Here is a 22,141-nt window from a genome sequence, read left to right on the forward strand (position 1 = left end):
TACAGCGGCCTGTCAGGATGTTCGGCATGGGCGATGCGCTGCGGATCGCGGTCTACATCCTGGGCGGCATCGCCGTAGCCGAAGCCGTCGGATTGGTAGTGCTGTGGCGACTGCTGCACCGTAGCCGCGCCGAGTTGGCCGAACTGCAGCACCGCGCCGACGTGCGCACCCGGTTGTGGTCCGGCGGCCGCGAAGCGGTCAAAACGGTGTGGAACACCGCCAACTTGGTGCGCAAAGAAGGTTTCGGAGCGGCGGTGCGCGGCTCCATCGAAGACTTGGCCGACTGGGCCGAGGTCGAGCGGCCCGACCTGGCCAAGGTCACCAAGGATGGGCGTGTGGTGATCTTGTTCTCCGACATCGAGGAATCCACCGCGCTCAACGAGCGCATCGGCGACCGCGCCTGGGTCAAGCTGATCGGCGCGCACGACAAGCTGGTGCAGGAGCGGGTGCGAAAGCGCGAAGGTCACGTGGTCAAGAGCCAGGGCGACGGATACATGGTCGCGTTCGCCCGAGCCGATCAGGCGGTCCGGTGTGGAATCGACGTGCAGAACGCGATCTTCAAAGACGGACAACGCAAGCGCCACCAGGAGATTCGGGTCCGGATCGGCATCCACATGGGACGCTCGGTACGCCGCGGCGAGGATCTGTTCGGTCGCAACGTCGCGATGGCCGCCCGGGTTGCCGCGCAGGCCGAAGGCGGCGAGATCCTGGTGAGCGAACCGGTGCGCGACGCCGTTCGGGAGTGCGACGACATCACTTTCGACGACGGTCGGGAGGTGGAGCTGAAAGGCTTCTCCGGCAGTTACCGGTTGTTCGCGGTGGGGGTCGGATCCGATTCGGACTGATCGCGGTCCGCAGCGGACTCGGCCAGCCGCTGATGCAGACGGGCCCGGACCTCGTCCGGCGCGTACGCACGGCGTTTGCGTTGATCGCGCACCACCACAGCGCCACCGGCAACGACGCCCGCGGCACCGGCCAACCCGATCCACTTCCAGATGTTGCGCATCAGCACAGGCTATAACGGCCTGATCCTGCCTAAAGTGCTCTGGTGGACTCGAGCACCCTCACCCTGGAGCAAGCGCTGACCGAAACCCGCACCGGTGACCTGTGGTTGTTCCGGGGCGGCTCAGGACCGGACCGCGCCATCCAGACCTTGACCAATGCCCCGGTGAATCACGTCGGCATGACCGTGGCCATCGACGATCTGCCACCGCTGATCTGGCACGCCGAACTGGGCGACAAGTTGGTGGACGTGTGGACCGGCACCAACCATCGTGGTGTCCAACTCAACGACGCGCGCGAGGTGTTCCAGCGGTGGACGCAGAACTACCACCAGCGCTGCTGGTTACGTCAACTGACGCCGTATGCCAGCCGCGAGCAGGAGAACGCGCTGCTGCAGGTGATCGCCCGGATGAACGGCACGGCCTTCCCGACGACCGCTCGGCTGACCGGCCGCTGGTTACGCGGGCGGTTACCGACCATCAACGACTGGTTCCGCGGAATCCCGTTGGTGGACAAGAAGGTTCGCGCACACAGCGAGCGGAGAAAAGCGGCGCAGCGCAACATGGGCATGGCCACGGCGTACTGCGCGGAGACGGTCGCTATCACCTACGAGGAGATGGGCCTGCTTCTCACCGACAAGGACACGAACTGGTTCGACCCCGGCAAGTTCTGGAGTGGCGACACGCTGCCGTTGGCGCCCGGCTACCGACTCGGCAAAGAGATCGCGGTCAGTTGAACTGAATTCCCGCATTCGGAATTCGACATTCCGACAATGCGACCAGGAATACGCAGGGAGCTTCGCGGGTATATTCCACAAAGTCTGATAAGCAGGTTGGGGAATTTGACGCAAACCACACCCTGGGCACATTGTGATTCAACCCACAAATGCGCCGCAGGGTGTGGCTGCGGTTATGGTTTGCTGCGACAGGAAACGTTGGTCAGGCGACTGGCGCGTCGGGTTCGCCGACGGGACCCGGGGTAGGCTCGCCGGCCTCAGCAGCGGGTGGAGCCATCTCCGGCGCCGCCGCGTCCACCAGCACAGGCGGACCGTCCGGCACCGGCAATTCCCCTTCAGGCAGGTCGCCTGCGGGCAAGAACATGTGGTGGGTGAAGCCGGCCTGGTAGGCACCGGCGCCACCGATACGCACGCCACCACCTTCTCCGCTGGACACGGCCGTGCCGTCGGGCAACGTCACCGCAGTGTGCCCGCCATTCCAGCCGATCACCAACGCGTTGGGAGCGGTACCGGGCTGAAAGCCTCGAGCCGCCAATGCGGCCGCTTCGTTTCCGGTATTAAACCTGTTGCCGAATACGGGTTGGTCGCTGGCAGCATTTGCGACCCACGAAGCCAATCCTGAACAGTCGGTCCCGGCCGGCGAATCTCCACCCGGAATGTACGGCGTCCCGGACACCTGATTAACGAGTGCTAAAAGCGTGGCTAGTGCAATCATGAATCGGCACGCTACCGACGAGTTCGATAGGTAATCAAAATTTGTGGTGCCGGTCACGCCGTTTCCAATAGCGGATTGAACTGCGCTTACAGCAGCGATGTCACGTATCAATCAATAAAGTGAAACAGATGTGATCAGTGTGATTATTGTAATTGGTCAGCAAATTACGCTACGCAAACGTGTGAGCGTTTGACGTGCTAGGACAGCTATCCTCGGTTGAGCGGAGCAATGCTGCAACGTGGACGCCGAGAGGTGACTTAGACTCGAAAATCAATGGTCGCGGCTGGTGCAGAGCCGCTCAATGAACACCGAATCGTGTCTCCACTGCGTGGCGTGGGTCATATCGATGTCTACACGAGGGATACGTCACTTTCGCCGTCCCAGCGACCATGCGGCGCCTACTCCGGGATCACCCAGTCCGACCACCGGTTGGCCGGGTTGACCCGATACGCACCGGGGAAGACCCGGGCCATCAGCGCCGGCATGGCCTCGGTTCCGGGCAAGGTTCCCACCCGTTTCCACGTTTCGGGGTCCTGGCAGGACAGCTCGAAGGTGAGTTGTACTGGAATGGACCCCGGCATCGCCTCCGCGCAGGCCTGCGTCGCCGTCACCGTCCGTTCCGCTGCCGCGGTGGGCGCGAGAGTCAGGACTGCGCCCGCGATAACCAGGACTGCCAACGATCTGATCATCTGCGTCTCCCGTCGTCCTTGCCGGTGCTTACACCGGAGTCCAGTGGTTGCTCGGCATCGGGGCCGGGGCCGGGCGATGCCACCCGTCAGGCCGGCAACCGAGCTCGCCGGCGCGGCGCGGGTCAAGAGCCCCTTCGACCGCTGTGCCATCCGCATCTCTCAAGAATTTCCTCGACCGCGTGTGAAGGCAAGTGCTGATGTCAAGCGCAGGCGGCACCAACCCGTTGCTGGCTAAACTGCGATGGACTCAAGACTCGAGGGGACAGATCATGGTGCCGAAAGCCTTCGCGTTGCTGGTCGTGGCCGTGGGGTTGGCCGCACCGGCCTTCGCCGACACCAAAGACGACGCGTTCCTAGCCAACCTCAACACCTCCGGCATGAGTTTCGGTCCGCCGGATAGAGCGATCGCGGTCGCGAAGACCATCGTCTGCGGGTCCCTGCACGACAATCCCGGCAATACCAATGCGGAGCTGATCGCCAAGGTCATCGATGCGACCAACTGGCCGTCGTTAACCGCCGCCTACTTCACCGGCGCCGCCATCCAGGCGTACTGCCCCCAATACGGCGGTGCCCTGACTCCGCCGAGCGTTCCCAGCAAGGTTCCCACCTCGCCCCCCAGCACCGCCCCGGCGGGACCGACGACACCGAGCGTCCAGTCAGCGTGACGGCGGGTCGGCGCGTGCCCTCCTCGCGGCGCCGGTGAGTTCGACGCGATAGGTCACCGCGGCAGCCGCCCGACGGCGCGCACCTCCTCTGGCACCTCATCGAGGGTGCAGGTCTCTCTCAGGCCACTTGAGGAAGTCCGCGCTGGCAGCCCTCAGCGCACGCCACCGAGGAACTCGACGAGCAAGTTCTCTACCGCGGCGCCACACATCACCTGCCTACTACGCGGTCCTGCTCGATTGCAGATGGATTTACAAACCGAAACTCGATCGCCACCGCTCCCGGTCACGCCAGCCCAACCCACCCAATCTGGCCTGCGACCAGGACGGCGACCACCACCAACAGGACCACGTCGACCGGGCGGACGCGCACGTTGTCGGCCGGGCTCATCCTCATCTCGCGGGCAATCAGGAATAGCGGGAACGTAACGCTGATCGCGGTAACGAACCCGCCGAAGACATAGAGCCACACGAACTTCACGCCGTGCTTTCGAGCCTCGACCACCATCAGGACCACAGCGGCAAGCGCCAACACGACAAGATCACCGGTGTACGACCGGCTTGCCGGAGTGACTTTCAGGTCGTTCATGAAGTCGTGCATGAACCCCCCGAAGGTGTAACTGAGATTGGGCACCCAGGTCGCAAAGAGTCCGACGAAGGCGATGCATCCGTAGACCGCGCACCGCACAGTCCGGGAAGTGAAGCCGCGGGACGGGGCCTCGGCGGGGTCAGTTGAAGTCATTCACCAACGCTAAAAGGCCACGACCTGTTTTCACAGCAGAATCCCGGCCCGACGGCTATCCGTGTCGGAACTCCACCACGTCCCCATCGGCCATCACGTAGTCCTTGCCCTCCATCCGGACCTTGCCGGCGGCTTTGGCCGCTGCCATCGAACCGGCGGCGACGAGGTCGTCGAACGACACGACCTCGGCCTTGATGAATTTCTTCTCGAAGTCGGTGTGGATCACGCCGGCCGCCTTCGGCGCGGTGTCACCCTGGTGGATCACCCACGCGCGCGCTTCCTTGGGCCCGGCGGTCAGATAGGTCTGCAGGTTCAATGTGTGAAATCCGGCCCGCGCCAACGCATCCAGGCCCCGCTCGGTCTGCCCGATCGACTCCAGCAGCTCGGCGGCGGATTCGTCGTCGAGTTCGATGAGTTCGGATTCGATTGCAGCGTCGAGGAATACGGCATCGGCCGGCGCGACGAGCGCACGCAACGCGGCGATCCGCTCGGGATCGGTCAGCACCGCCTCATCGGCGTTGAACACGTACAGGAACGGCTTGGTGGTCAGCAGGTTCAACTCCCGCAACAGCGTGGCATCCATCCCGGCACCGAACAGCGTCTTGCCGCCGTCGAGGATCTGCTGGGCGGCCACCGCTGCGTCGTACAGCGGCTTGCGCTCTTTGTTGGTGCGGGCTTCCTTCTCCAGCCTGGGCAGCGCACGCTCGAGTGTCTGCATGTCGGCCAGGATCAACTCGGTCTCGACGATCTCGATGTCGGATCCCGGGTCGACCTTGCCTGAGACATGCGTCACATCGTCGTCGGCGAACACCCGCACCACCTGGCAAATGGCATCGCACTCGCGGATGTGGGCCAGGAACTTGTTGCCCAGGCCGGCTCCCTCCGACGCCCCCTGGACCAGACCGGCGATGTCGACGAAGGTCACCGGCGCCGGCACGGTCCGCTCGGATTTGAACAGTTCGGCCAGTTTGTCCAGCCGCGGATCGGGCAGCGACACCACACCCTCGTTCGGTTCGATCGTCGCGAACGGGTAGTTGGCCGCCACCACGTTGTTGCGCGTCAACGCGTTGAAAAGGGTCGACTTGCCGACGTTGGGCAAACCCACGATTCCGAGGCTCAGGCTCACGGGAAGGCAAGTCTACGGGGAACGCTATCGGCGAGTGCCTGGCGATATACGGGCTCTCGCCCGAATTGCCGGTACGGTCAACGTGTGTCAGCGCAGCGGGACAGGTCGACGGTGCAGCCCAGCCACCGCTCGATCGTCCCTACCATCCCGGGTGTGCCCTGGTGGGCGGCGGTCCTCATCGCGGTCGCAACCACCGCGGTGGGGTATCTGATCGACTCCGGACATAAGGAGCTGACCCATGTCTTCGCCGGGTGTTACATCGCCGGATGTGTGGCGGCGGTCCTGGCGGTACGGCAGGCCGCGGTGTTCACCGCGGTCATCCAGCCGCCGCTCATCCTGTTCTGCAGCGTGCCCGGGGCCTATTGGCTGTTCCATGGCGGCAAGGTCGACAAGTTCAAAGACCTGCTGATCAATTGCGGATATCCGCTCATCGAGCGTTTCCCACTGATGTTGGGCACCGCGGGCGGGGTGTTGCTGATCGGCATGATCCGCTGGTACTTCGGCAAGAACGCCGCAGCTGTTCCCGATGCCGCCAATGACGATGAGACCGCGCCCGAGCGGCCCTCGCTGTTCAGCGGCATCGCCGCCAGAGTGAGCTCGCTGTTGGCCGGTCTCTCGGGTGACGACGTCGATGCAACTGAGGCCCCCCAGCCGGCCCATGCGAGGTCTCGGACCGCGAAGACCAGCCGGACCGCGCGAACCAGCCGTTCGGCGCAGCGCCCGGCCCGGACCCGCTCCCGGCATGCTCGGCCGGACGATCCGTACGAGACCGACGAGGAGCGCCCCCGCCGCAGCGCCCGTCGCAGTTCGGTGGCCGACAAACCCGACTTCGACCCCGCCGACCCGCCCCGCCGCCCCCGTCGTCGCCGACCGGACGAGGGTGACACCGATCGGGGCGCCCCGCCGCCGCGGGACGTGCGTCGAGAACCGCGCCCGCGTCGCGGCTCCTACGAACGGTCCTACGAACGGCCAGAGCCCCGTAGCAGCCGCTTCGATCCGTACGACAGTTACGACCGTCCCGAGTCACCTGCCCGTGGTGAACGCCGCAGCCGACACGAGCGGCGCAGCGGTGGCTACGAACCATATCCGCCGTACGAACCGTCCTACGAGCCCCGCAGCCGTCGCGCCGCACCCGCGGGATCGAACGGGTCCAACCCGACGCATCATCCGATCTCCCAGGTGCGGTACCGCGGTCAAGCCGGTCAAGCCGCGCGAGGTGAATCCCAGGACGAGGCGCGTCCGGAGCGTCGCAATGGCTCCCGGGCACCGCGCAGGCGCACCCCTGATCCCTGGGACTACGAGGCTTAAGACTTGGACCGCGCCGGGCGGATCTCCCGGGGCAACGCGAACACCAGCGTCTCGTTGGCCGTGGTCACCGGTTGCACCATGTCGTAGCCATGCTCGGCGAGCCGCTCGAGCACACCCCGCACCAGCACCTCGGGGACCGATGCACCGGAGGTCACCCCGACGGTGTGGACACCGTCCAGCCACGCCGGGTCGATGTCGTCGGCCCAGTCCACCAGGTACGCGGCCCGGGAGCCGGCACCCAGCGCCACTTCGACCAGCCGTACCGAGTTCGACGAGTTGCGGGAGCCGACGACGATCACCAGCTCGCATTCCGGCGCCATCGCCTTGACCGCGACCTGACGGTTCTGGGTGGCATAGCAGATGTCGTCGCTGGGCGGATCTTGCAGTTTCGGGAAACGCTCGCGCAACCGCTCGACGATCTCCATGGTCTCGTCGACCGAGAGCGTGGTCTGCGACAGCCAGATCACCTTGTCCTCGTCCCGGACGGTGACGTGGTCGACGGCTTCGACACCGTCAACCAGCTGCACGTGATCTGGGGCTTCGCCGGCGGTGCCGATGACTTCCTCATGGCCCTCGTGGCCTATCAGCAGGATGTCGTAGTCGGCGCGGGCGAACCGTCTGGCCTCGTTGTGCACCTTGGTGACCAGCGGGCAGGTCGCGTCGATGGTCTGCAGGTTGCGCGCGGCGGCGGCCGCATGCACCGTCGGGGCGACGCCGTGCGCGGAGAACACGACGATGGCCCCCTCGGGCACCTGGTCGGTTTCCTGCACAAACACCGCACCGGCGCTGGCCAGCGTGTCCACCACGTGCCGGTTGTGCACGATCTCGTGCCGCACGTAGACCGGGGCGCCGTGCTTCTCCAGCGCACGCTCGACGGTCTCCACGGCGCGATCCACCCCGGCGCAGTAACCACGCGGCTCGGCCAGCAGCACCCGCTTACGGGTCGGGGAGTCGACCACCGAGCTCGAAGCACCGGGAATCCCCATGTCAACAGTGGGCACCATGTCCTTCAGGGTACGTTCCGCCGATACCCCGTCGCCATTTCGCGAGCAGGGCGCGCGCTCAGCTTGGACTTAGCCGCTGCTTGAGGCAGTCTTGGACCCATGACTACTGCACCGTATGGGTTTCGGCTGCTGGTCGGCGCGGCGACAGTCGCCGTCGAGGAGACAATCAAGCTCCCGCGAACGATCCTCATGTACCCGATGACGTTGGCGTCCCAGGCGGCTCATATCGTGATGCGCTTTCAACAGAACCTCGCTGAACTGGCCATCAAGGGCGATACCACGCTGGAGTCGCTGTTTCCGCCGAAGGACGAGCAACCCGAGTGGGCGACGTTCGACGAGGACCTCGAGGTGCTGGACGGCGGCGGTCAGGGCGGCTTCTCCGCCATCCCGGTCGACGGCGTGGACGGCGAGCGCCGCACCGAGGGCCGCTTTGCGCTGTACTCGGTGTCCGACACCGCCGAAGCCGCCGACTCCGCGAAGCCGCCGACCGACCAGCCCAGCACCCCTGCGGCCGGCGTACCGGTCCCGGCGGTGGCGACCGAACTCGACTACCCGCAGTTGACCCTGGCGCAGTTGCGGGCCCGGCTGCAATCTCTGGACGTTGCCGAACTCGAAGCCCTGCTGGCCTACGAGCAGGCCACCACGGCCCGCGCGCCGTTCCAGACGCTGCTCGCCAACAGGATCACCCGCGCGTCCGCGAAGTGACACCAGCTCCGCAGCAGAAACCCACGGCGAACTCTGTCGACAACCCCTTCCCGGTCCGCGCGGTCGCCATCCGCGTCGCCGGCTGGATCGACCGGCTGGGCACCGTCTGGGTGGAGGGTCAGCTGGCCCAGATCAACCTGCGACCCAACACCAACACGGTCTTCATGGTGCTGCGTGATCCGGCGGCCGACATGTCGCTGACCGTCACCTGTTCGCGTGAGCTGGTACTCAACGCTCCGGTGAAACTTACCGAGGGCACCCAGGTGGTGGTGTGCGGCAAGCCCTCCTTCTACACCGTGCGGGGCACATTCTCGTTGCGCCTCAACGAGATTCGCGCGGTCGGTGTCGGAGAACTGCTGGCCCGTATCGACCGGCTGCGCCGGTTGCTGGATGCCGAAGGACTGTTCGATCCGCGACTCAAGCGCCCGATTCCGTTCCTGCCCACCATGATCGGCCTGATCACCAGCAGAGCCAGCCACGCCGAGCGGGATGTCACCACGGTGGCCACCACCCGCTGGCCGGCGGTGCGCTTCACCATCCGGCACGCCGCGACCCAAGGCGTCAACGCCGTCGCACAGATTGTCGCTGCGCTGGCAGAACTCGACCGGCACCCTGATGTCGACGTGATTGTGATCGCCCGCGGCGGTGGCAGCGTCGAGGATCTGTTGCCGTTCTCCGACGAGACCCTGTGCCGAGCAATCTCGGCCTGCCGCACTCCGGTGATCAGCGCCGTCGGACACGAACCGGACAATCCGCTCTGCGACCTGGTCGCCGACGTGCGGGCGGCCACCCCCACCGACGCCGCCAAGATGGTGGTGCCCGACACCGCCGCCGAGCAACGCCGGATCGACGAGCTGCGCAAGCGCACTGCTCAGGCACTGCGCAACTGGGTGTCACGCGAGCAGCGGGCACTCGCACAGTTGCGCAGCCGTCCGGTGCTGGCCGACCCGCTGCGCATGGTGATCACGCGCGAGGAGGAAGTGCAACGAGCCCGCTCGGCGCTGCGGCGTGACATCAAGCGGTTGCTCGCCGGGGAGACCGAGCGCGTAGGCCACCTCTCTGCCCGGTTGTCGACACTGGGCCCGGCGGCAACCCTGGCCCGCGGCTACGCCGTGGTCCAGGTCGTGACCCCCTCCGGCGCCGAGGTGCTGCGACGCACCGACGACGCACCGGCCGGCACCGGGCTGCGGGTGCGGGTCGCCGACGGAGCCATCGCAGCGGTGAGCGAGGGACGCACTGATGGATCCTGATCCCCGGCACGAGACGACTACACCTATTAGTCAGCTCGGCTATGAAGATTGCCGCGACGAGTTGATCGACGTTGTGCGACTGCTGGAGCAGGGCGGCCTGGACCTCGATGCGTCGCTGAAACTCTGGGAAAGAGGCGAGCAACTCGCGAAAAGGTGTGAGGAGCACTTAGCTGGTGCCCGCCAACGGGTGACCGATGCACTCGCCGCGGGCGACCCTGAATAGGGCCGGCTGCGGTCAAACTCGGACACCTGTTCTATTCCAAACTGGAACACGTTTCAGTTATGCTCCCCGGTATGGGTGATGCAGCACTGACAACCGAACTCGGCAGCGTCCTAGTCACCGGCGGATCCGGCTTCGTCGGCGCCAACCTGGTCCGGACCCTGCTGGAGCGCGGACATCAGGTCCGCTCCTTCGACCGCGCCCCCTCGCCCCTGCCCCAGCATCCGAAGTTGGAGGTGCTGCAGGGTGACATCACCGATGCCGCCGTCTGCGCGGCGGCGGTGGACGGCATCGACACGATCATCCACACGGCCGCGATCATCGACCTGATGGGTGGCGCGTCGGCGACCAAGGAATACCGGCAGCGCAGCTTCTCGGTCAATGTCGGTGGCACCGAGAACCTCGTCACGGCCGGCCGCAAAGCGGGTGTGCAGCGGTTCGTCTACACCGCCTCCAACAGCGTGGTGATGGGTGGGCAGGACATCACCAACGGCGACGAGACGATGCCCTACACCGACCGGTTCAACGACCTCTACACCGAAACCAAGGTCGCCGCTGAGAAATACGTGCTCGGCCAGAACGGTGTCGACGGCATGCTCACCTGCTCGGTGCGACCCAGCGGCATCTGGGGCACCGGTGACCAGACGATGTTCCGCAAACTGTTCGAGAGCGTGATCAAGGGCCACACCAAAGTGCTCGTCGGACCCAAGTCGGCAAAGTTGGACAACTCCTACGTGCACAACCTGATTCACGGCTTCATCCTGGCCGGCGAACACCTGGTGGACGGCGGCACCGCGCCGGGGCAGGCTTACTTCATCAACGACGGCGAACCGATCAACATGTTCGAATTCGCCCGTCCGGTGGTCGAGGCATGCGGCGAAAAGTGGCCCAAGGTAAGGGTTCCCGCCCCCCCGGTACGCCTCGCGATGACGGCATGGCAGCGGCTGCACTTCCAATTCGGCGCTCCCGCACCGCTACTCGAGCCGCTGGCCATCGAGCGCATTGCCATCAACAATTACTTCTCGATCGCGAAGGCCCGCCGCGACCTGGGCTATGAGCCGCTGTTCACCACCGAGCAGGCCCTCAAGGAATGCCTGCCCTATTACGTCGACCTCTTCCACAAGATGAAGAGCGAAATGAAGGCCGGCAAGAAAGCCGGCGCGGCTACCGGAAGCTGACCATCTGGGCGCCCCAGGCTTCCCTGATGCGCGCATCCACGTCGTCGACGATGGTGTCGCGCTTGTCGATCACCAGACACGGGCGATTCGGCTCGGAATAGCGCGGCCAGGCCGGCTCACCGGCCGGGCCATCGGGCTCACCGTGCGCCGCGAAATTCAGCCACCGCGTCCGCATCCGGTGGGAGACGGCGGTGGCGGTCTTGGCACCCCCCAGCTTCAGCGACATGTCCTGCGGCGCGCCGAGAGTGCCCCACACATAAGGCAATTCGGTGGCATGAGCGGCTCGTACCGTCAACAGCTTGAACACCGGTGTCGCATAGTCGAACCGGTACAGGTACACCGGCGCCACCCTGCTGTGGCCGTCGGCCAGCCACACCGACGGCATCCGGAAGCCGATGTCGGTGGCCATCCCGACGCTGCGCGACTTCTGCCGGCGCGAGTAGGCCGACCCGAACTCCTCGAAGGTGGGCAGTTGCAGGTCGGGCTGCTCGACGGCGATCTGACTGAACATCGTGGTGATCGCGTGCGGCGTGATCGGCATCAGCGGTGAGCGCAGCAACCGGAACAACGCCGCCTCGTGCTTATTGGTCCCGATGATCAACGGAATCGGCAGCAGGCGGCCCTCCTGCGCCAGTTTGACCGGCTGATCCTCCAACAGGTCACCGTCGACGATGGGGACGAACGCCAGCGTGCCCGGATTGCTGACGGGGATCTCGTTGAACACTTCACTGGTCGCCGCGATCAGCGCCTCGGTGGACGCGGAGGCCACCTTGTGCCCCTCGGACTCGGCGATACCCAGTTTGTTGAGCACAGCCACCGAAACCCGGCGGCCCCTGTCCTGGTCGTACACCGATGTGGCGGGCGAACTCTGCGCAATAGCCCGAACGAACAACCCCGCGGCGGCAGGGACGCCCAACAGCGTCGTCACGATTCCGGCACCGGCGGACTCGCCGAACAGGGTCACGTTGTCGGGGTCGCCGCCGAACGCCGCAATGTTGTCGCGTACCCAGGCCAGCGCGGCCAGCACGTCGCGCAGCCCGATGTTGGAGTCGAACTGCCGCTGCGCACTGCTGAACGACGACAGGTCCATGAATCCCAGCGCCCCGACCCGGTAGTTGACCGTGACCACCACGACGTCGCCGTCGGCGGCCAGGACATGACCGTCGTACAACGGCTGGCTGCCCGAACCCAGCACGTAGGCGCCACCGTGCAGCCACACCAGCACCGGTTTCCCGGCGCCCGGGTCGGTGCCGGCCGGCGCCCAGATGTTCAGCCGCAGACAGTCCTCGCCCTGCGGTGCACCCAGGTCCAGCTTCATGTTGGGCAGCGTCGACTGCGGACAGGCTGGCCCGTAGGCGGTGGCGTCGGCGACCTCGGTCCACGGCTCGGGCGGCGCCGGCGCCCGGAACCGCAGATCATCGATGGGCGCCTTGGCGAACCGGATGCCTTTCCACGCGGTGACGCGGCCCGGCGGGCCGGCCAAGTCGGCGCCACGCACCGGACCGTAGCTGGTCTCGACCACAGTCATGCTGTTCCTTCCCAACCGTTAAGGTTACGGAGCGCGCTCAACATACCCGCGGAGGGCGGTCTCGGTCAGGGCATGAACACCGAATTCACGCTTACCCAGAAGCGCGCGCTTGCTATCGTCACGATCCTCGCGGTGTTGTTCGGTTTGTACTTCCTGCGCAGCTATTTCGTCCTCGTGGTGGTGGCCGCCGTCGGGGCTTACCTGTTCGCCCCGCTCTTCGAGTGGTTCAACAAGCGCCTCAACACCGGGCTGTCCGCCACCTGTACCCTGCTGTCCGCGCTGGCGATTGTGATCGTGCCGCTGAGTCTGCTGGTGAGCCTGGCCGTTGTGCAGATCGCCCGGATGGTCGACTCGGTTGCCGAGTGGGTCAAATCGACCGACCTGAGCACGCTGGGCGACAAGACGTTGCACCTGGTCAACGAGTTGCTCGGCCGGGTGCCGTTCGTGCACGTCACGCTCACGGCGGAGAACCTGCGCAAGTCGATGGTCTCGGTCGCACAGAACGCGGGCCACTGGCTACTGAACGTGCTGCAGAACACGGCAGGCAGTCTGGCCGGCACCATCACGTCGGCGATCATTTTTCTGTACGTGTTCGTCGCGCTGCTGGTGCACCGGGAGAAGATCCGGAACCTGATCGCCCAGCTCAACCCGCTCGGCGAAGAAGTCACCGACCTGTATCTGCAGAAGATGGGGTCGATGGTGCGCGGCACCGTCAACGGGCAGTTCGTGATCGCCCTCTGCCAGGGTGTCGCCGGCGCCGCGTCGATCTACCTGGCCGGATTCCACCAGGGCTTCTTCATCTTCGCGATCTTGCTGACGGCGTTGTCGATCATTCCGCTCGGCGGCGGGATCGTGACCATACCGTTCGGCATCGGGATGTGCTTCTTCGGACACATCGGCGGCGGGCTGTTCGTGGTCCTGTTCCACCTGATCGTGGTCACCAACATCGACAACTTCCTGCGGCCGGTGCTGGTGCCGCGTGATGCCCGGCTGAACTCGGCGCTGATGCTGCTCTCGGTGTTCGCCGGGATCAGGATGTTCGGCCCGTGGGGCATCATCATTGGCCCGGTTCTGATGATCGTCATCGTCACCACCATCGATGTCTACCTTGCGGTCTACAAGGGTGTCGAACTCAAACCGGTGGACGATAAACCGGTGCAGCGCAAGTGGTTTGGGCGCCAGAAGAATACACACCAGAGGGACGGGGCTTGATGGCGCGCGAACCCATCCCGACGTGGAACTTCTCCTTGGTGCTGGTTCGGCTGGGCCGACGGTTCCTGTTGGTGCATGAACGCAAACACGGCCAACTCTGGTATTTGCCAGCCGGACGGGTCGAGCCGGGCGAGACATTCGCGGTCGCCGCGCACCGCGAGACGCGGGAGGAGGCCGGCATCGACATCGTGCCGGACGGGGTGCTGCGGATTCAGCACACGCCATTGTCAGGCAATGCACGGATGCGGGTCATTTTCGTGGCCCACCCAGCTGATGACACTCCGCCGAAGTCGGTGCCCGATGACGAGTCCCTGGGCGCGGCGTGGTTCACCGTTGAGGAGATGGCCCGCCTGCCGCTGCGCGGGGCCGAAGTCGCCAACCTCGCCCGCGAGGTGCTCGAGGGGGCGTTCATCCATCCGATGTCGCTGTTCGGGTAAGCCCACATCAGCGTGACCGGGGCGCCGCAGCGTCCTTGAGTTGCACCACTCGGCCGCCGACTCCCCGGACATCGGCCACCCAACAACGGGCGCCAAAAAGCTGTCGTGAGCGGCAATTCAATTCGGGGTGCTCAACACCCGCGGCATGAGTTCAGCAGGCTAAGTGAGCCGCTCGGTGAGGAACTCGACCACCCGCTTGCGCGCCTCGTAGGCGGGTTGACCGTCGATCTCACGGACCTGGTCGGTGAGCACCGAGTGCGCCATCCGGCTGAACCCGTGCTCGTTGCCGGGGCCGGAATCGATTTCGATCACCTCGAAGGCGTCACCCAGACGTGCCTTGAGCGTCTTGAACCGCTCACCCGGTGCCATCGCGTCCGCGCTGAACCGCAGTCCCATTGCGCACAAGCCATCGTTGGCGCAGCGATCGGCGACGACACTGAGTTCGGACTCGCTGAGCCCGGGGTCGCGGCGATGCTTGCCGGTCAGCGGAAACGGCACCGACGGCTGGCTGAGCACCGGGGCCAGCACACTGTCGTCGACGGCGGCGGCCAGCGCGAAACCGCCGGTGAAGCACTGCCCGATCACCCCGACTCCCTTGCCGGGCGTCGCGGCGTTCAGATCGCGGGCCAGCGCCCGCAGGAACAGCGATACCGGCCGCTCCTTGTTGGTGGCCATCGCGGCGAATTCCTTTGCCACACAACCCCGGCTGATCTCGGCCAGGACATAGGGGATCGATATCTTTCGGCCGGGACGGCCGAAGAGCGACGGGATGGCGACGGTGAACCCGTTGTCCACCAGATGATTTCCCAACCCGAGCACGCCGGGATGGATGCCCGGCATCTCCGGGATCAGCACCACCCCGGGACCCGACCCCTTGCGGTACACGTCGTGGGTGTAGCCGGCGGCGGTGAACGGCGCCGCCGACCAGCCGGACAGATCTGCTTCGGGTGCGGTCATCCGGGGTGCCCTTCTATCGGGTAGCGGCCAGCGGCTGCTGCGCTTGCGTCGCGGCAGCCAGCGTACGGAACTCGTCGGGGCTGCCGGCGCCGGTGATCGCGATCTGCGTGGGGCCGGCCGGGCTGGCCAGGCGAGTGGTCCACACCGGCTCGACGGCACCGTCGCGGTCCGCGCCCTGGTAGACCACCCAGCTGGTCCCGGCGATGTTCTCGACGCCCCGCGGGTACATGCCCGAATGGATGGAACCGACCAGCTTGTCTTCGTCGGCGTTGCTCTGGGTCAGGCTCAGATACATCCCGGTCGGGCTGAGGTAGCCCACGGTCGACGTCGCCGCGTGCAGGTGCTCGTCGTGATCGGTGCGACCGCCGTCGATACCGCCCCGGCCGCCCGAATTGGGTCGCCAGCCGCCCGGCAGTTGCGGCAGGCGGATCGGGAAGCCCAGCGTGGCCGCGTCGGCCCGCAACGCGGTGGCCGCGTCATAGGACGGGACCGTGCCCCGGTTGGGGCCGCCGGGGGAGATCGAACACATCCCCACCATGCCCGCCAGCAAAATGCAGCCCACCACCAGCGGGGCCAGCGACCAGAACATGTCACGACCGTCCTGCAGCAACCGCGGCTTGGCCGGCTTGGGGGTCGGTTGCGGCTCAGTGGTCACTCCCCGAGTATCCCAGCTCCAGCCCGGCGTTCCGCTTCTGGGACAATCGCGCCATGACTGCACAGGGATCCGGCGCGCCGCACAGCGCCGTTGCAAGCCCGTCGGCCGCCCGACCGCCCCGTGGTGAAGCTCCCGACCGCAACTTGGCCATGGAGCTGGTCCGGGTCACCGAGGCGGGCGCGATGGCCGCAGGCCGGTGGGTGGGGCGCGGCGACAAGGAGGGTGGCGACGGCGCCGCGGTCGACGCCATCCGCGAGCTGGTGAATTCGGTGTCGATGCGCGGCGTCGTGGTGATCGGCGAGGGCGAGAAAGACGAAGCGCCGATGCTCTACAACGGCGAAGAAGTCGGCAACGGCGACGGACCGGAGTGCGACTTCGCCGTCGACCCGATCGACGGCACCACCCTGATGAGCAAAGGCATGCCGAACGCCATTTCGGTGCTGGCGGTGGCCGACCGCTACGCCATGTTCGACCCGTCGGCGGTGTTCTACATGAACAAGATCGCCGTGGGGCCCGAGGCCGCACACGTGCTGGACATCACCGCACCGATCGGTGAGAACGTCCGCGCAGTCGCGAAGGTCAAGGGACTGCTGGCGGCCGACATGACCGTGTGCATCCTGGACCGCCCCCGGCACGCACAGTTGATCGCCGATGTCCGCGACACCGGCGCCCGCATCCGGCTGATCACCGACGGCGACGTCGCCGGCGCGATCTCGGCGTGCCGGCCCGGCTCCGGCACCGACATGCTGGCCGGCATCGGCGGCACGCCCGAAGGGATCATCACCGCCGCCGCGATCCGCTGCATGGGCGGGGCGATCCAGGCACAGCTGGCGCCCAGGGACGACGCCGAACGTCGCAAGGCGCTGGACGCCGGCCACGACGTGGAGCGGGTGCTGACCACCGAGGACCTGGTGTCCGGCGAGAACGTCTTCTTCTGCGCCACCGGGGTCACCGACGGCGACCTCCTCAAGGGCGTGCGGTATCAGCCGGGCGGCTGCACCACCCAGTCGATCGTGATGCGGTCCAAGTCCGGCACCGTGCGCATGATCGAGGCCTACCACCGGTTGTCCAAGCTCAACGAATATTCCGCAATCGACTTCACCGGCGACACCAACGCCGCCTATCCCCTGCCGTAACCACTCTCAGTGAGGATCTGATTTATGGCCGACTCCGCCAGTAACGACGGCGACTACCGCATCGAGCACGACACCATGGGTGAAGTCCGGGTGCCGGCAAAGGCGTTGTGGCGCGCCCAGACTCAGCGGGCGGTAGAAAACTTCCCGATCTCCGGGCGCGGACTCGAGCGCGCCCAGATCCGCGCGCTCGGGTTGCTCAAGGGAGCGTGCGCCCAGGTGAACAAGGACCTGGACTTGCTGGCACCGGAGAAGGCCGACGCGATCATCGCCGCCGCCAACGAGATCGCCGACGGCCAGCACGACGACCAGTTCCCGATCGACGTCTTCCAGACCGGTTCGGGCACCAGCTCGAACATGAACACCAACGAAGTGATCGCCAGCATCGCAGCCGGCAACGGCGTGACGGTGCATCCCAACGACGACGTCAACATGTCACAGTCGTCCAACGACACTTTCCCGACCGCCACCCACATCGCGGCCACCGAAGCCGCGGTGAGTCATCTCATCCCGGCGCTGCAGGTGCTGCAGGATGCGTTGGCGGCCAAGGCTTTGGAGTGGCAGACAGTGGTCAAGTCGGGTCGGACGCACCTGATGGACGCCGTTCCGGTGACGCTGGGCCAGGAGTTCAGCGGATACGCCCGCCAGATCGAGGCCGGTATCGAAAGAGTGCGCGGGTGCCTCCCCCGGCTGGGCGAACTGGCCATCGGCGGCACCGCGGTCGGAACCGGGCTCAACGCCCCCGAAGGATTCGGCGTGAAGGTGGTCGCGGTGCTGGTGGAAAAGACCGGCATATCCGAGTTGCGCACGGCGTCAAACTCTTTCGAGGCGCAGGCAGCGCGCGACGGGTTGGTGGAGGCTTCCGGCGCGTTGCGCACCATCGCGGTGTCGTTGACCAAGATCGCCAACGACATCCGCTGGATGGGGTCCGGCCCGCTGACCGGGTTGGGCGAGATCCAGCTGCCCGACCTGCAGCCGGGTAGCTCGATCATGCCGGGCAAGGTGAATCCGGTGCTGCCGGAGGCGGTTACGCAGGTCGCGGCGCAGGTGATCGGCAACGACGCCGCCGTGGCGGTCGGCGGGTTGTCGGGCGCGTTCGAACTCAACGTCTATATCCCGATGATGGCCCGCAACATCCTGGAGTCGTTCAAGCTGTTGACCAACGTCTCCAGGTTGTTCGCCGAGCGCTGCATCACCGGACTGGTCGCCAACGAAGAACGGCTGCGCGAACTGGCCGAATCGTCCCCGTCGATCGTGACGCCGCTGAACTCGGCCATCGGCTACGAGGAGGCCGCCGCGGTGGCCAAGCAGGCGCTCAAAGAACGCAAGACCATCCGCCAGACTGTCATTGATCGCGGCCTGATCGGCGACAAGCTGTCCGAAGAGGAACTGGATCGCCGACTCGACGTGTTGGCGATGGCCAAAGTCGAACCGATCGACTGAACGAGCAGAGCTGCCGCGTCCCCCGGATAATCGGTGACGCTGGTCCGTGGTCGCCGCGGGGAAGGCGGATAACGAGAATGAGAGTGGTTGACCTATGACGGTGCCTCCCGGCGGCCCTTACGGCCAGGATCCTTACGCACCGAATCCTTATGGGCAGCAACCCTATTGGGGTGGACCGCCGCAGGGCCAACCCCCGACACAGGGTGAGCCCTACGGTTACCCACCCCCTGCGCAGCACGGCACCGACGGTTGGGGCGCCCCGGGTTACCCACCGCAGCAGTATGCGCAGCCCGGCCAGCAGGTGCCGCCGGGCTGGGGTCCGGGCGGTTACCCGCCGGGGCCGCCGCCGCGTAACTCGAAGCTGCCATGGCTGATCGTCGCCGGCATCGCACTGGTGGGCGTCATCATCCTGGTGGTGATCTTCGTGGCATCGCTCAACAGCGGCAATGACCCCGCCTCGACCGCGTCGTCGACCAGCACCAGCACCGAGGCCCCCTCGGGCCCGGGCAGCGGCCAGCAGACCGCAACGGACTGCGCCTCCAACGTGTCCGGCGGCGCCAAGCCCACCGGTGACACGGTGAGTGCAGGCAAATTGTCGTTCCCCGCCAGCGCGGCACCAGGGTGGGCGCCGTTCATCGACGATCAGAATCCGAATCTGATCGACGCGGTGGGCCTGGGCCGCGAAGTGCCCGGCGGCAGCCAGTGGATGATGCAGGTCGAAGTGGCCGTGACGAACTTCGTGACCAGCATGGACGTCAGCGCGCAGGCCGGTAAGCTGTTGGACTGCCTGGCCAATGGTCCCGGCTACAACCAGGTTTCGCCGACGCTGGGACCCAAGACGACGTCGTCGACGACGGTCGACGGGGTGAAGGCGGCCCGCGTGCAGGCCGACATCTCGATCGCCGACACCACGCGCGGCGTCAAGGGCGACACGGTCACGGTCATCGCGGTCGACACCAAACCGGTCACCGTCTTCTTCGCCGCCGTCCCGATCGGTGACTCGGCGTCGCAAGCCGTTGTCGACAGTGTCATTGCGGCATTGAAGGTTTCGCGCAAGTAGCCGGGCGCTAGTCGATGCTGGTCGGCGCCGAGACACGGGTGGGTTCGGAGCGGCCCCGCAACACCGTGGAGTAGCACTCGGCCCAGCAGTTGCGCTCTGCGCCGGCGCGCTCGATCGCGGCACCCGAGCACAGGATTCGCCGTTCGGAGGTCTTGGCGAGGTCGGCCAGCCGGGCGGCTTCGTTGACGGCGTCGCCGATCACGGTGTATTCGTACCGGTTCTCCGCACCGATGTTGCCGGCGAACATCCGGCCCGCCGACACCCCGATGCCGAAGTCCACCAAGGGAAGTCGGCGCAGCTTGCGGGCCAGCGCGCGCGCCGTGGCCAGCGCGTCCGACGCCGGCTCGTCGGTGCGCAACGGAGCACCGAAGATCACCAGGGCCGCGTCACCTTCGAATTTGTTGATCAGTCCCCGATATTCGTCCACGGTGTCCACCACGATGCGGAAGAAATCGTTGAGTAACTCGGCAACCTCTTGCGGCGGCAGGTTTTCCGCGAGCCGGGTGGAGCCGACCAGGTCGATGTAGAGGACCGCCGCCTCCACCACGTCACCGGACAGGGAGGTACCTTCCTCCAGCGCCCGGCGGGCCACGTCGGCTCCCACGTGGCGGCCGAACAGGTCGCGGATCCGCTCGCGTTCCTCCAGGCCGGCGACCATCCGGTTGAAGCCGCTCTGCAGCCGCCCGATCTGGGAGCGCTCGTAGACCCCGACGTAGGTGGCCATGTGACCGTGCTCGATCTCGCCCATCGCGTCGGCAACCTCGCCGAGCGGATCCGAGATCGAGCGGGACGTCAGGATCATCGTCGGCAGTCCGAGGACCAGCGCTGCCATCGCCACCACCAGCACCGGCACGTCCAGGGCGGCCGATGAGTCGATGAGCCACCCCGCCGAGCGCAGGGCGACGACCGTTGCGATCACGCCGATGGGCAGCGCGCTGACCAGAAACCACAGCAGGACCATCCGGGCGAACACGCCCGGTACGGCCAGGCGCGGCTCGCAACCCCGGGTGGCGACACCCATGATCGGCCGCAGGGTGCGCTGCGCCAGCAGCAGGCCGGTGCCTGCGGCGGCGGCGGCGCCGATCACCACTCCGATCGCGATGGGCACGATCAGCGCTGCTCCGCCACTGAGGTTCAGCAGGATCAGGATCACGCCGCACGCCGTGTAGGCCGCGGCCATCAGCAGCGATTGGCGGCCCGCGATCTTCATCGCGGCCTCGCGCTGCTCGGGGGTGGGTTCGTGGCCCGGGGCATACCAGCGCAGCGTCGGGGCGATGATCGCGGCACCGCCGATCGCGACCCCGCAGGTTGCCAGCAACACCAGCAGCACCACCAGACCGGTATTCTTCTCGGCGAAGTCGGCGCTGGCGATGCCCGGCGTGTGACCGCGCAGCGGGATCAGGATCGCTGCGGCGTCGGCGACGGCCAGCAGATAGGCCAACGCCAGGTCGGTTGCGTACCGAAACGAGAGCCGCACCGCCGACTTCGGCGCCTGGTTACCCTCAACCACCGTTGTTCGGCCCGCCCGAGTTCTGCCCCGGAATATCGGTGATCGGCAGATTGGGCATCGGCTTGGGCGAGGGGGTGTTGGGCAGCGGCGGCACCTGGACTGCCGGGATATCGCGCAAGGTGTGCACCGGCGGCCCGTTCTCCCGGCTGCCGTAACTGCTGCCGGGGGCGCGGGGCCCGAGCATTTCGCTGACCGTCACCAAGTGGTAGCCATTGGCCTTGAGCACCGGGATGAACTGGTAGACGAGGTCGACGGTGCTCGAGTAGGTGTCGTGGAACAACACCACCGAGCCCGGTTTGATCTGGGCCATCAGCACCTGGCGGGTTGCCGCGGTGTTGGCGTCGTTGGCCCAGTCGAAGGGAATGACGTCCCAGAGGATCTCGGCCATGCCCAGTTGCGCGGCGGTCTGACGCACCTGCGCATTCGACAGGCCGCCTGCCGGCCGGTAGAGGGTGGGCCGACGGCCCGTCGCGGCGGCGATCGCGTCGTTGGCGCGGGTGAACTGGCTGGCGATCGCCTCGGGCGGGATGGACGTCATGTTGGGGTGTTCCCAGGTGTGGCTGCCGATCTCCATGCCCGCGTCGGCGATGCGTCTCGCGCCGCCAGGATTGGCTGCCACTTTGTTGCCGATCAGGAAGAACGTGGCCCGGGCGTCGTCGTTCCGCAGGATTTGCAGCAGCCGGTCGGTGTAGGGGGACGGCCCGTCGTCGAAGGTCAGGGCGATGCACTTGACGATCGAGCAGTTCAGGCTGTCGGCGCGCGTGACGTGGCCGGTCAAACCACCGATCACCAGGATGACCACCGCTGCAACGACGCCGAAGACCATGCGCCCGTAGCGCCAGGCCTGGTTGTCGGGTCGTTTCGGCACG

The 22,141-nt window shown here is 66.4% G+C and carries 24 protein-coding genes; 13 read left to right on the forward strand and 11 right to left on the reverse strand.

Annotated elements, in window-relative coordinates; translation table 11 throughout:
- The first annotated feature begins 17 nt into the window (after positions 1-17).
- The gene (locus AC5Y5Z_RS23620; protein ID WP_499927846.1) at positions 18-845 is read left to right on the forward strand and encodes an adenylate/guanylate cyclase domain-containing protein; all 828 of its coding nucleotides are present in this window, start codon (positions 18-20) and stop codon (positions 843-845) included.
- On the opposite strand, the gene AC5Y5Z_RS23625 is transcribed toward AC5Y5Z_RS23620, so the two are convergent.
- Positions 803-1,006: a hypothetical protein gene (locus AC5Y5Z_RS23625; protein ID WP_499927848.1), complete on the reverse strand. Its 204-nt coding sequence runs from the start codon at positions 1,004-1,006 to the stop codon at positions 803-805. The genes AC5Y5Z_RS23620 and AC5Y5Z_RS23625 overlap by 43 nt on opposite strands.
- Before the next feature lie 42 nt (positions 1,007-1,048).
- Between AC5Y5Z_RS23625 and AC5Y5Z_RS23630 the strand changes: the two genes are divergently transcribed.
- The gene (locus AC5Y5Z_RS23630) at positions 1,049-1,738 is read left to right on the forward strand and encodes a guanylate cyclase (RefSeq protein WP_463828848.1); all 690 of its coding nucleotides are present in this window, start codon (positions 1,049-1,051) and stop codon (positions 1,736-1,738) included.
- Between the two features lie 202 nt (positions 1,739-1,940).
- On the opposite strand, the gene AC5Y5Z_RS23635 is transcribed toward AC5Y5Z_RS23630, so the two are convergent.
- Together AC5Y5Z_RS23635 and AC5Y5Z_RS23640 are read right to left on the reverse strand one after the other, a co-directional pair.
- Positions 1,941-2,273, reverse strand: a complete 333-nt coding sequence (locus AC5Y5Z_RS23635) for a hypothetical protein (RefSeq protein WP_499927850.1) — start codon at positions 2,271-2,273, stop codon at positions 1,941-1,943.
- Positions 2,274-2,851: 578 nt separating this feature from the next.
- Entirely contained in the window at positions 2,852-3,142 is a 291-nt protein-coding gene (locus AC5Y5Z_RS23640; protein WP_463828846.1) for a hypothetical protein, read from the reverse strand.
- A gap of 269 nt (positions 3,143-3,411) precedes the next feature.
- On the opposite strand from AC5Y5Z_RS23640, the gene AC5Y5Z_RS23645 reads away from it, so the two are divergent.
- Positions 3,412-3,807, forward strand: a complete 396-nt coding sequence (locus tag AC5Y5Z_RS23645; RefSeq protein ID WP_499927852.1) for a DUF732 domain-containing protein — start codon at positions 3,412-3,414, stop codon at positions 3,805-3,807.
- A gap of 283 nt (positions 3,808-4,090) precedes the next feature.
- Here the strand turns inward: AC5Y5Z_RS23645 and AC5Y5Z_RS23650 are convergent, their stop codons facing one another.
- Both AC5Y5Z_RS23650 and ychF read right to left on the reverse strand, forming a co-directional pair.
- Positions 4,091-4,546 carry a DUF2834 domain-containing protein gene (locus AC5Y5Z_RS23650; protein WP_499927854.1) on the reverse strand — a complete coding sequence of 152 codons (456 nt, stop codon included), beginning with the start codon at positions 4,544-4,546 and terminating at the stop codon, positions 4,091-4,093.
- Positions 4,547-4,601: 55 nt separating this feature from the next.
- Entirely contained in the window at positions 4,602-5,672 is a 1,071-nt protein-coding gene (gene ychF, locus AC5Y5Z_RS23655; RefSeq protein ID WP_463828843.1) for a redox-regulated ATPase YchF, read from the reverse strand.
- An 84-nt stretch (positions 5,673-5,756) separates the two neighbouring features.
- Here ychF and AC5Y5Z_RS23660 point away from each other — a divergent pair, with 84 nt between their 5' ends.
- A complete protein-coding gene (locus tag AC5Y5Z_RS23660) occupies positions 5,757-6,980 on the forward strand; it encodes a DUF6542 domain-containing protein (protein ID WP_499927856.1) in 1,224 nt (407 codons plus the stop codon).
- Here the strand turns inward: AC5Y5Z_RS23660 and AC5Y5Z_RS23665 are convergent.
- Positions 6,977-7,984, reverse strand: coding sequence for a 4-hydroxy-3-methylbut-2-enyl diphosphate reductase (locus AC5Y5Z_RS23665; protein ID WP_499927858.1), 1,008 nt, complete (start codon positions 7,982-7,984; stop codon positions 6,977-6,979). The two genes, AC5Y5Z_RS23660 and AC5Y5Z_RS23665, sit on opposite strands and share 4 nt — an antisense overlap.
- A gap of 99 nt (positions 7,985-8,083) precedes the next feature.
- On the opposite strand from AC5Y5Z_RS23665, the gene AC5Y5Z_RS23670 reads away from it, so the two are divergent.
- The 4 genes from AC5Y5Z_RS23670 to AC5Y5Z_RS23685 are packed head-to-tail and all read left to right on the forward strand — an operon-like array spanning position 8,084 to position 11,337.
- Positions 8,084-8,689, forward strand: coding sequence for a lipid droplet-associated protein (locus AC5Y5Z_RS23670; RefSeq protein WP_499927860.1), 606 nt, complete (start codon positions 8,084-8,086; stop codon positions 8,687-8,689).
- Positions 8,686-9,939 (forward strand): exodeoxyribonuclease VII large subunit, encoded by a 1,254-nt coding sequence (gene xseA, locus AC5Y5Z_RS23675; RefSeq protein ID WP_463828839.1) that lies wholly within the window; start codon positions 8,686-8,688, stop codon positions 9,937-9,939. The genes AC5Y5Z_RS23670 and xseA overlap by 4 nt, the downstream gene beginning before the upstream one ends.
- Positions 9,929-10,162: an exodeoxyribonuclease VII small subunit gene (locus AC5Y5Z_RS23680; RefSeq protein ID WP_463828838.1), complete on the forward strand. Its 234-nt coding sequence runs from the start codon at positions 9,929-9,931 to the stop codon at positions 10,160-10,162. Before xseA ends, AC5Y5Z_RS23680 begins: the two co-directional genes overlap by 11 nt.
- A gap of 59 nt (positions 10,163-10,221) precedes the next feature.
- The gene (locus AC5Y5Z_RS23685; RefSeq protein ID WP_463828837.1) at positions 10,222-11,337 is read left to right on the forward strand and encodes a 3-beta-hydroxysteroid dehydrogenase; all 1,116 of its coding nucleotides are present in this window, start codon (positions 10,222-10,224) and stop codon (positions 11,335-11,337) included.
- Here AC5Y5Z_RS23685 and AC5Y5Z_RS23690 read toward each other — a convergent pair.
- The gene (locus tag AC5Y5Z_RS23690; RefSeq protein ID WP_499927863.1) at positions 11,324-12,865 is read right to left on the reverse strand and encodes a carboxylesterase/lipase family protein; all 1,542 of its coding nucleotides are present in this window, start codon (positions 12,863-12,865) and stop codon (positions 11,324-11,326) included. The two genes, AC5Y5Z_RS23685 and AC5Y5Z_RS23690, sit on opposite strands and share 14 nt — an antisense overlap.
- Before the next feature lie 72 nt (positions 12,866-12,937).
- Here AC5Y5Z_RS23690 and AC5Y5Z_RS23695 point away from each other — a divergent pair, with 72 nt between their 5' ends.
- On the forward strand, positions 12,938-14,077 hold the full coding sequence (locus AC5Y5Z_RS23695) for an AI-2E family transporter (RefSeq protein WP_499927865.1): 1,140 nt from the start codon (positions 12,938-12,940) through the stop codon (positions 14,075-14,077).
- Complete coding sequence (locus tag AC5Y5Z_RS23700; RefSeq protein WP_499927867.1) at positions 14,077-14,514, forward strand: NUDIX hydrolase; 438 nt, start codon at positions 14,077-14,079, stop codon at positions 14,512-14,514. Before AC5Y5Z_RS23695 ends, AC5Y5Z_RS23700 begins: the two co-directional genes overlap by 1 nt.
- A gap of 159 nt (positions 14,515-14,673) precedes the next feature.
- Here the strand turns inward: AC5Y5Z_RS23700 and AC5Y5Z_RS23705 are convergent, their stop codons facing one another.
- Both AC5Y5Z_RS23705 and AC5Y5Z_RS23710 read right to left on the reverse strand, forming a co-directional pair.
- A complete protein-coding gene (locus AC5Y5Z_RS23705; RefSeq protein WP_499927869.1) occupies positions 14,674-15,471 on the reverse strand; it encodes a dienelactone hydrolase family protein in 798 nt (265 codons plus the stop codon).
- A gap of 13 nt (positions 15,472-15,484) precedes the next feature.
- Complete coding sequence (locus tag AC5Y5Z_RS23710; protein WP_499927871.1) at positions 15,485-16,126, reverse strand: DUF4245 domain-containing protein; 642 nt, start codon at positions 16,124-16,126, stop codon at positions 15,485-15,487.
- A 53-nt stretch (positions 16,127-16,179) separates the two neighbouring features.
- On the opposite strand from AC5Y5Z_RS23710, the gene glpX reads away from it, so the two are divergent.
- From glpX to AC5Y5Z_RS23725, 3 genes are all read left to right on the forward strand, one after another.
- Positions 16,180-17,262: a class II fructose-bisphosphatase gene (gene glpX, locus AC5Y5Z_RS23715; protein WP_463828831.1), complete on the forward strand. Its 1,083-nt coding sequence runs from the start codon at positions 16,180-16,182 to the stop codon at positions 17,260-17,262.
- Between the two features lie 24 nt (positions 17,263-17,286).
- Positions 17,287-18,702 (forward strand): class II fumarate hydratase, encoded by a 1,416-nt coding sequence (locus tag AC5Y5Z_RS23720; protein ID WP_463828830.1) that lies wholly within the window; start codon positions 17,287-17,289, stop codon positions 18,700-18,702.
- Between the two features lie 94 nt (positions 18,703-18,796).
- Positions 18,797-19,762, forward strand: coding sequence for a hypothetical protein (locus AC5Y5Z_RS23725; RefSeq protein WP_499927873.1), 966 nt, complete (start codon positions 18,797-18,799; stop codon positions 19,760-19,762).
- Between the two features lie 7 nt (positions 19,763-19,769).
- Here AC5Y5Z_RS23725 and AC5Y5Z_RS23730 read toward each other — a convergent pair whose 3' ends face one another.
- Positions 19,770-21,209, reverse strand: coding sequence for an adenylate/guanylate cyclase domain-containing protein (locus AC5Y5Z_RS23730; protein ID WP_463828860.1), 1,440 nt, complete (start codon positions 21,207-21,209; stop codon positions 19,770-19,772).
- 55 nt (positions 21,210-21,264) lie between these two features.
- Positions 21,265-22,140 (reverse strand): polysaccharide deacetylase family protein, encoded by an 876-nt coding sequence (locus tag AC5Y5Z_RS23735; RefSeq protein WP_463828828.1) that lies wholly within the window; start codon positions 22,138-22,140, stop codon positions 21,265-21,267.
- Between the last annotated feature and the right edge of the window lies 1 nt (position 22,141).

This window comes from Mycobacterium sp. NGS29, from assembly GCF_059812965.1.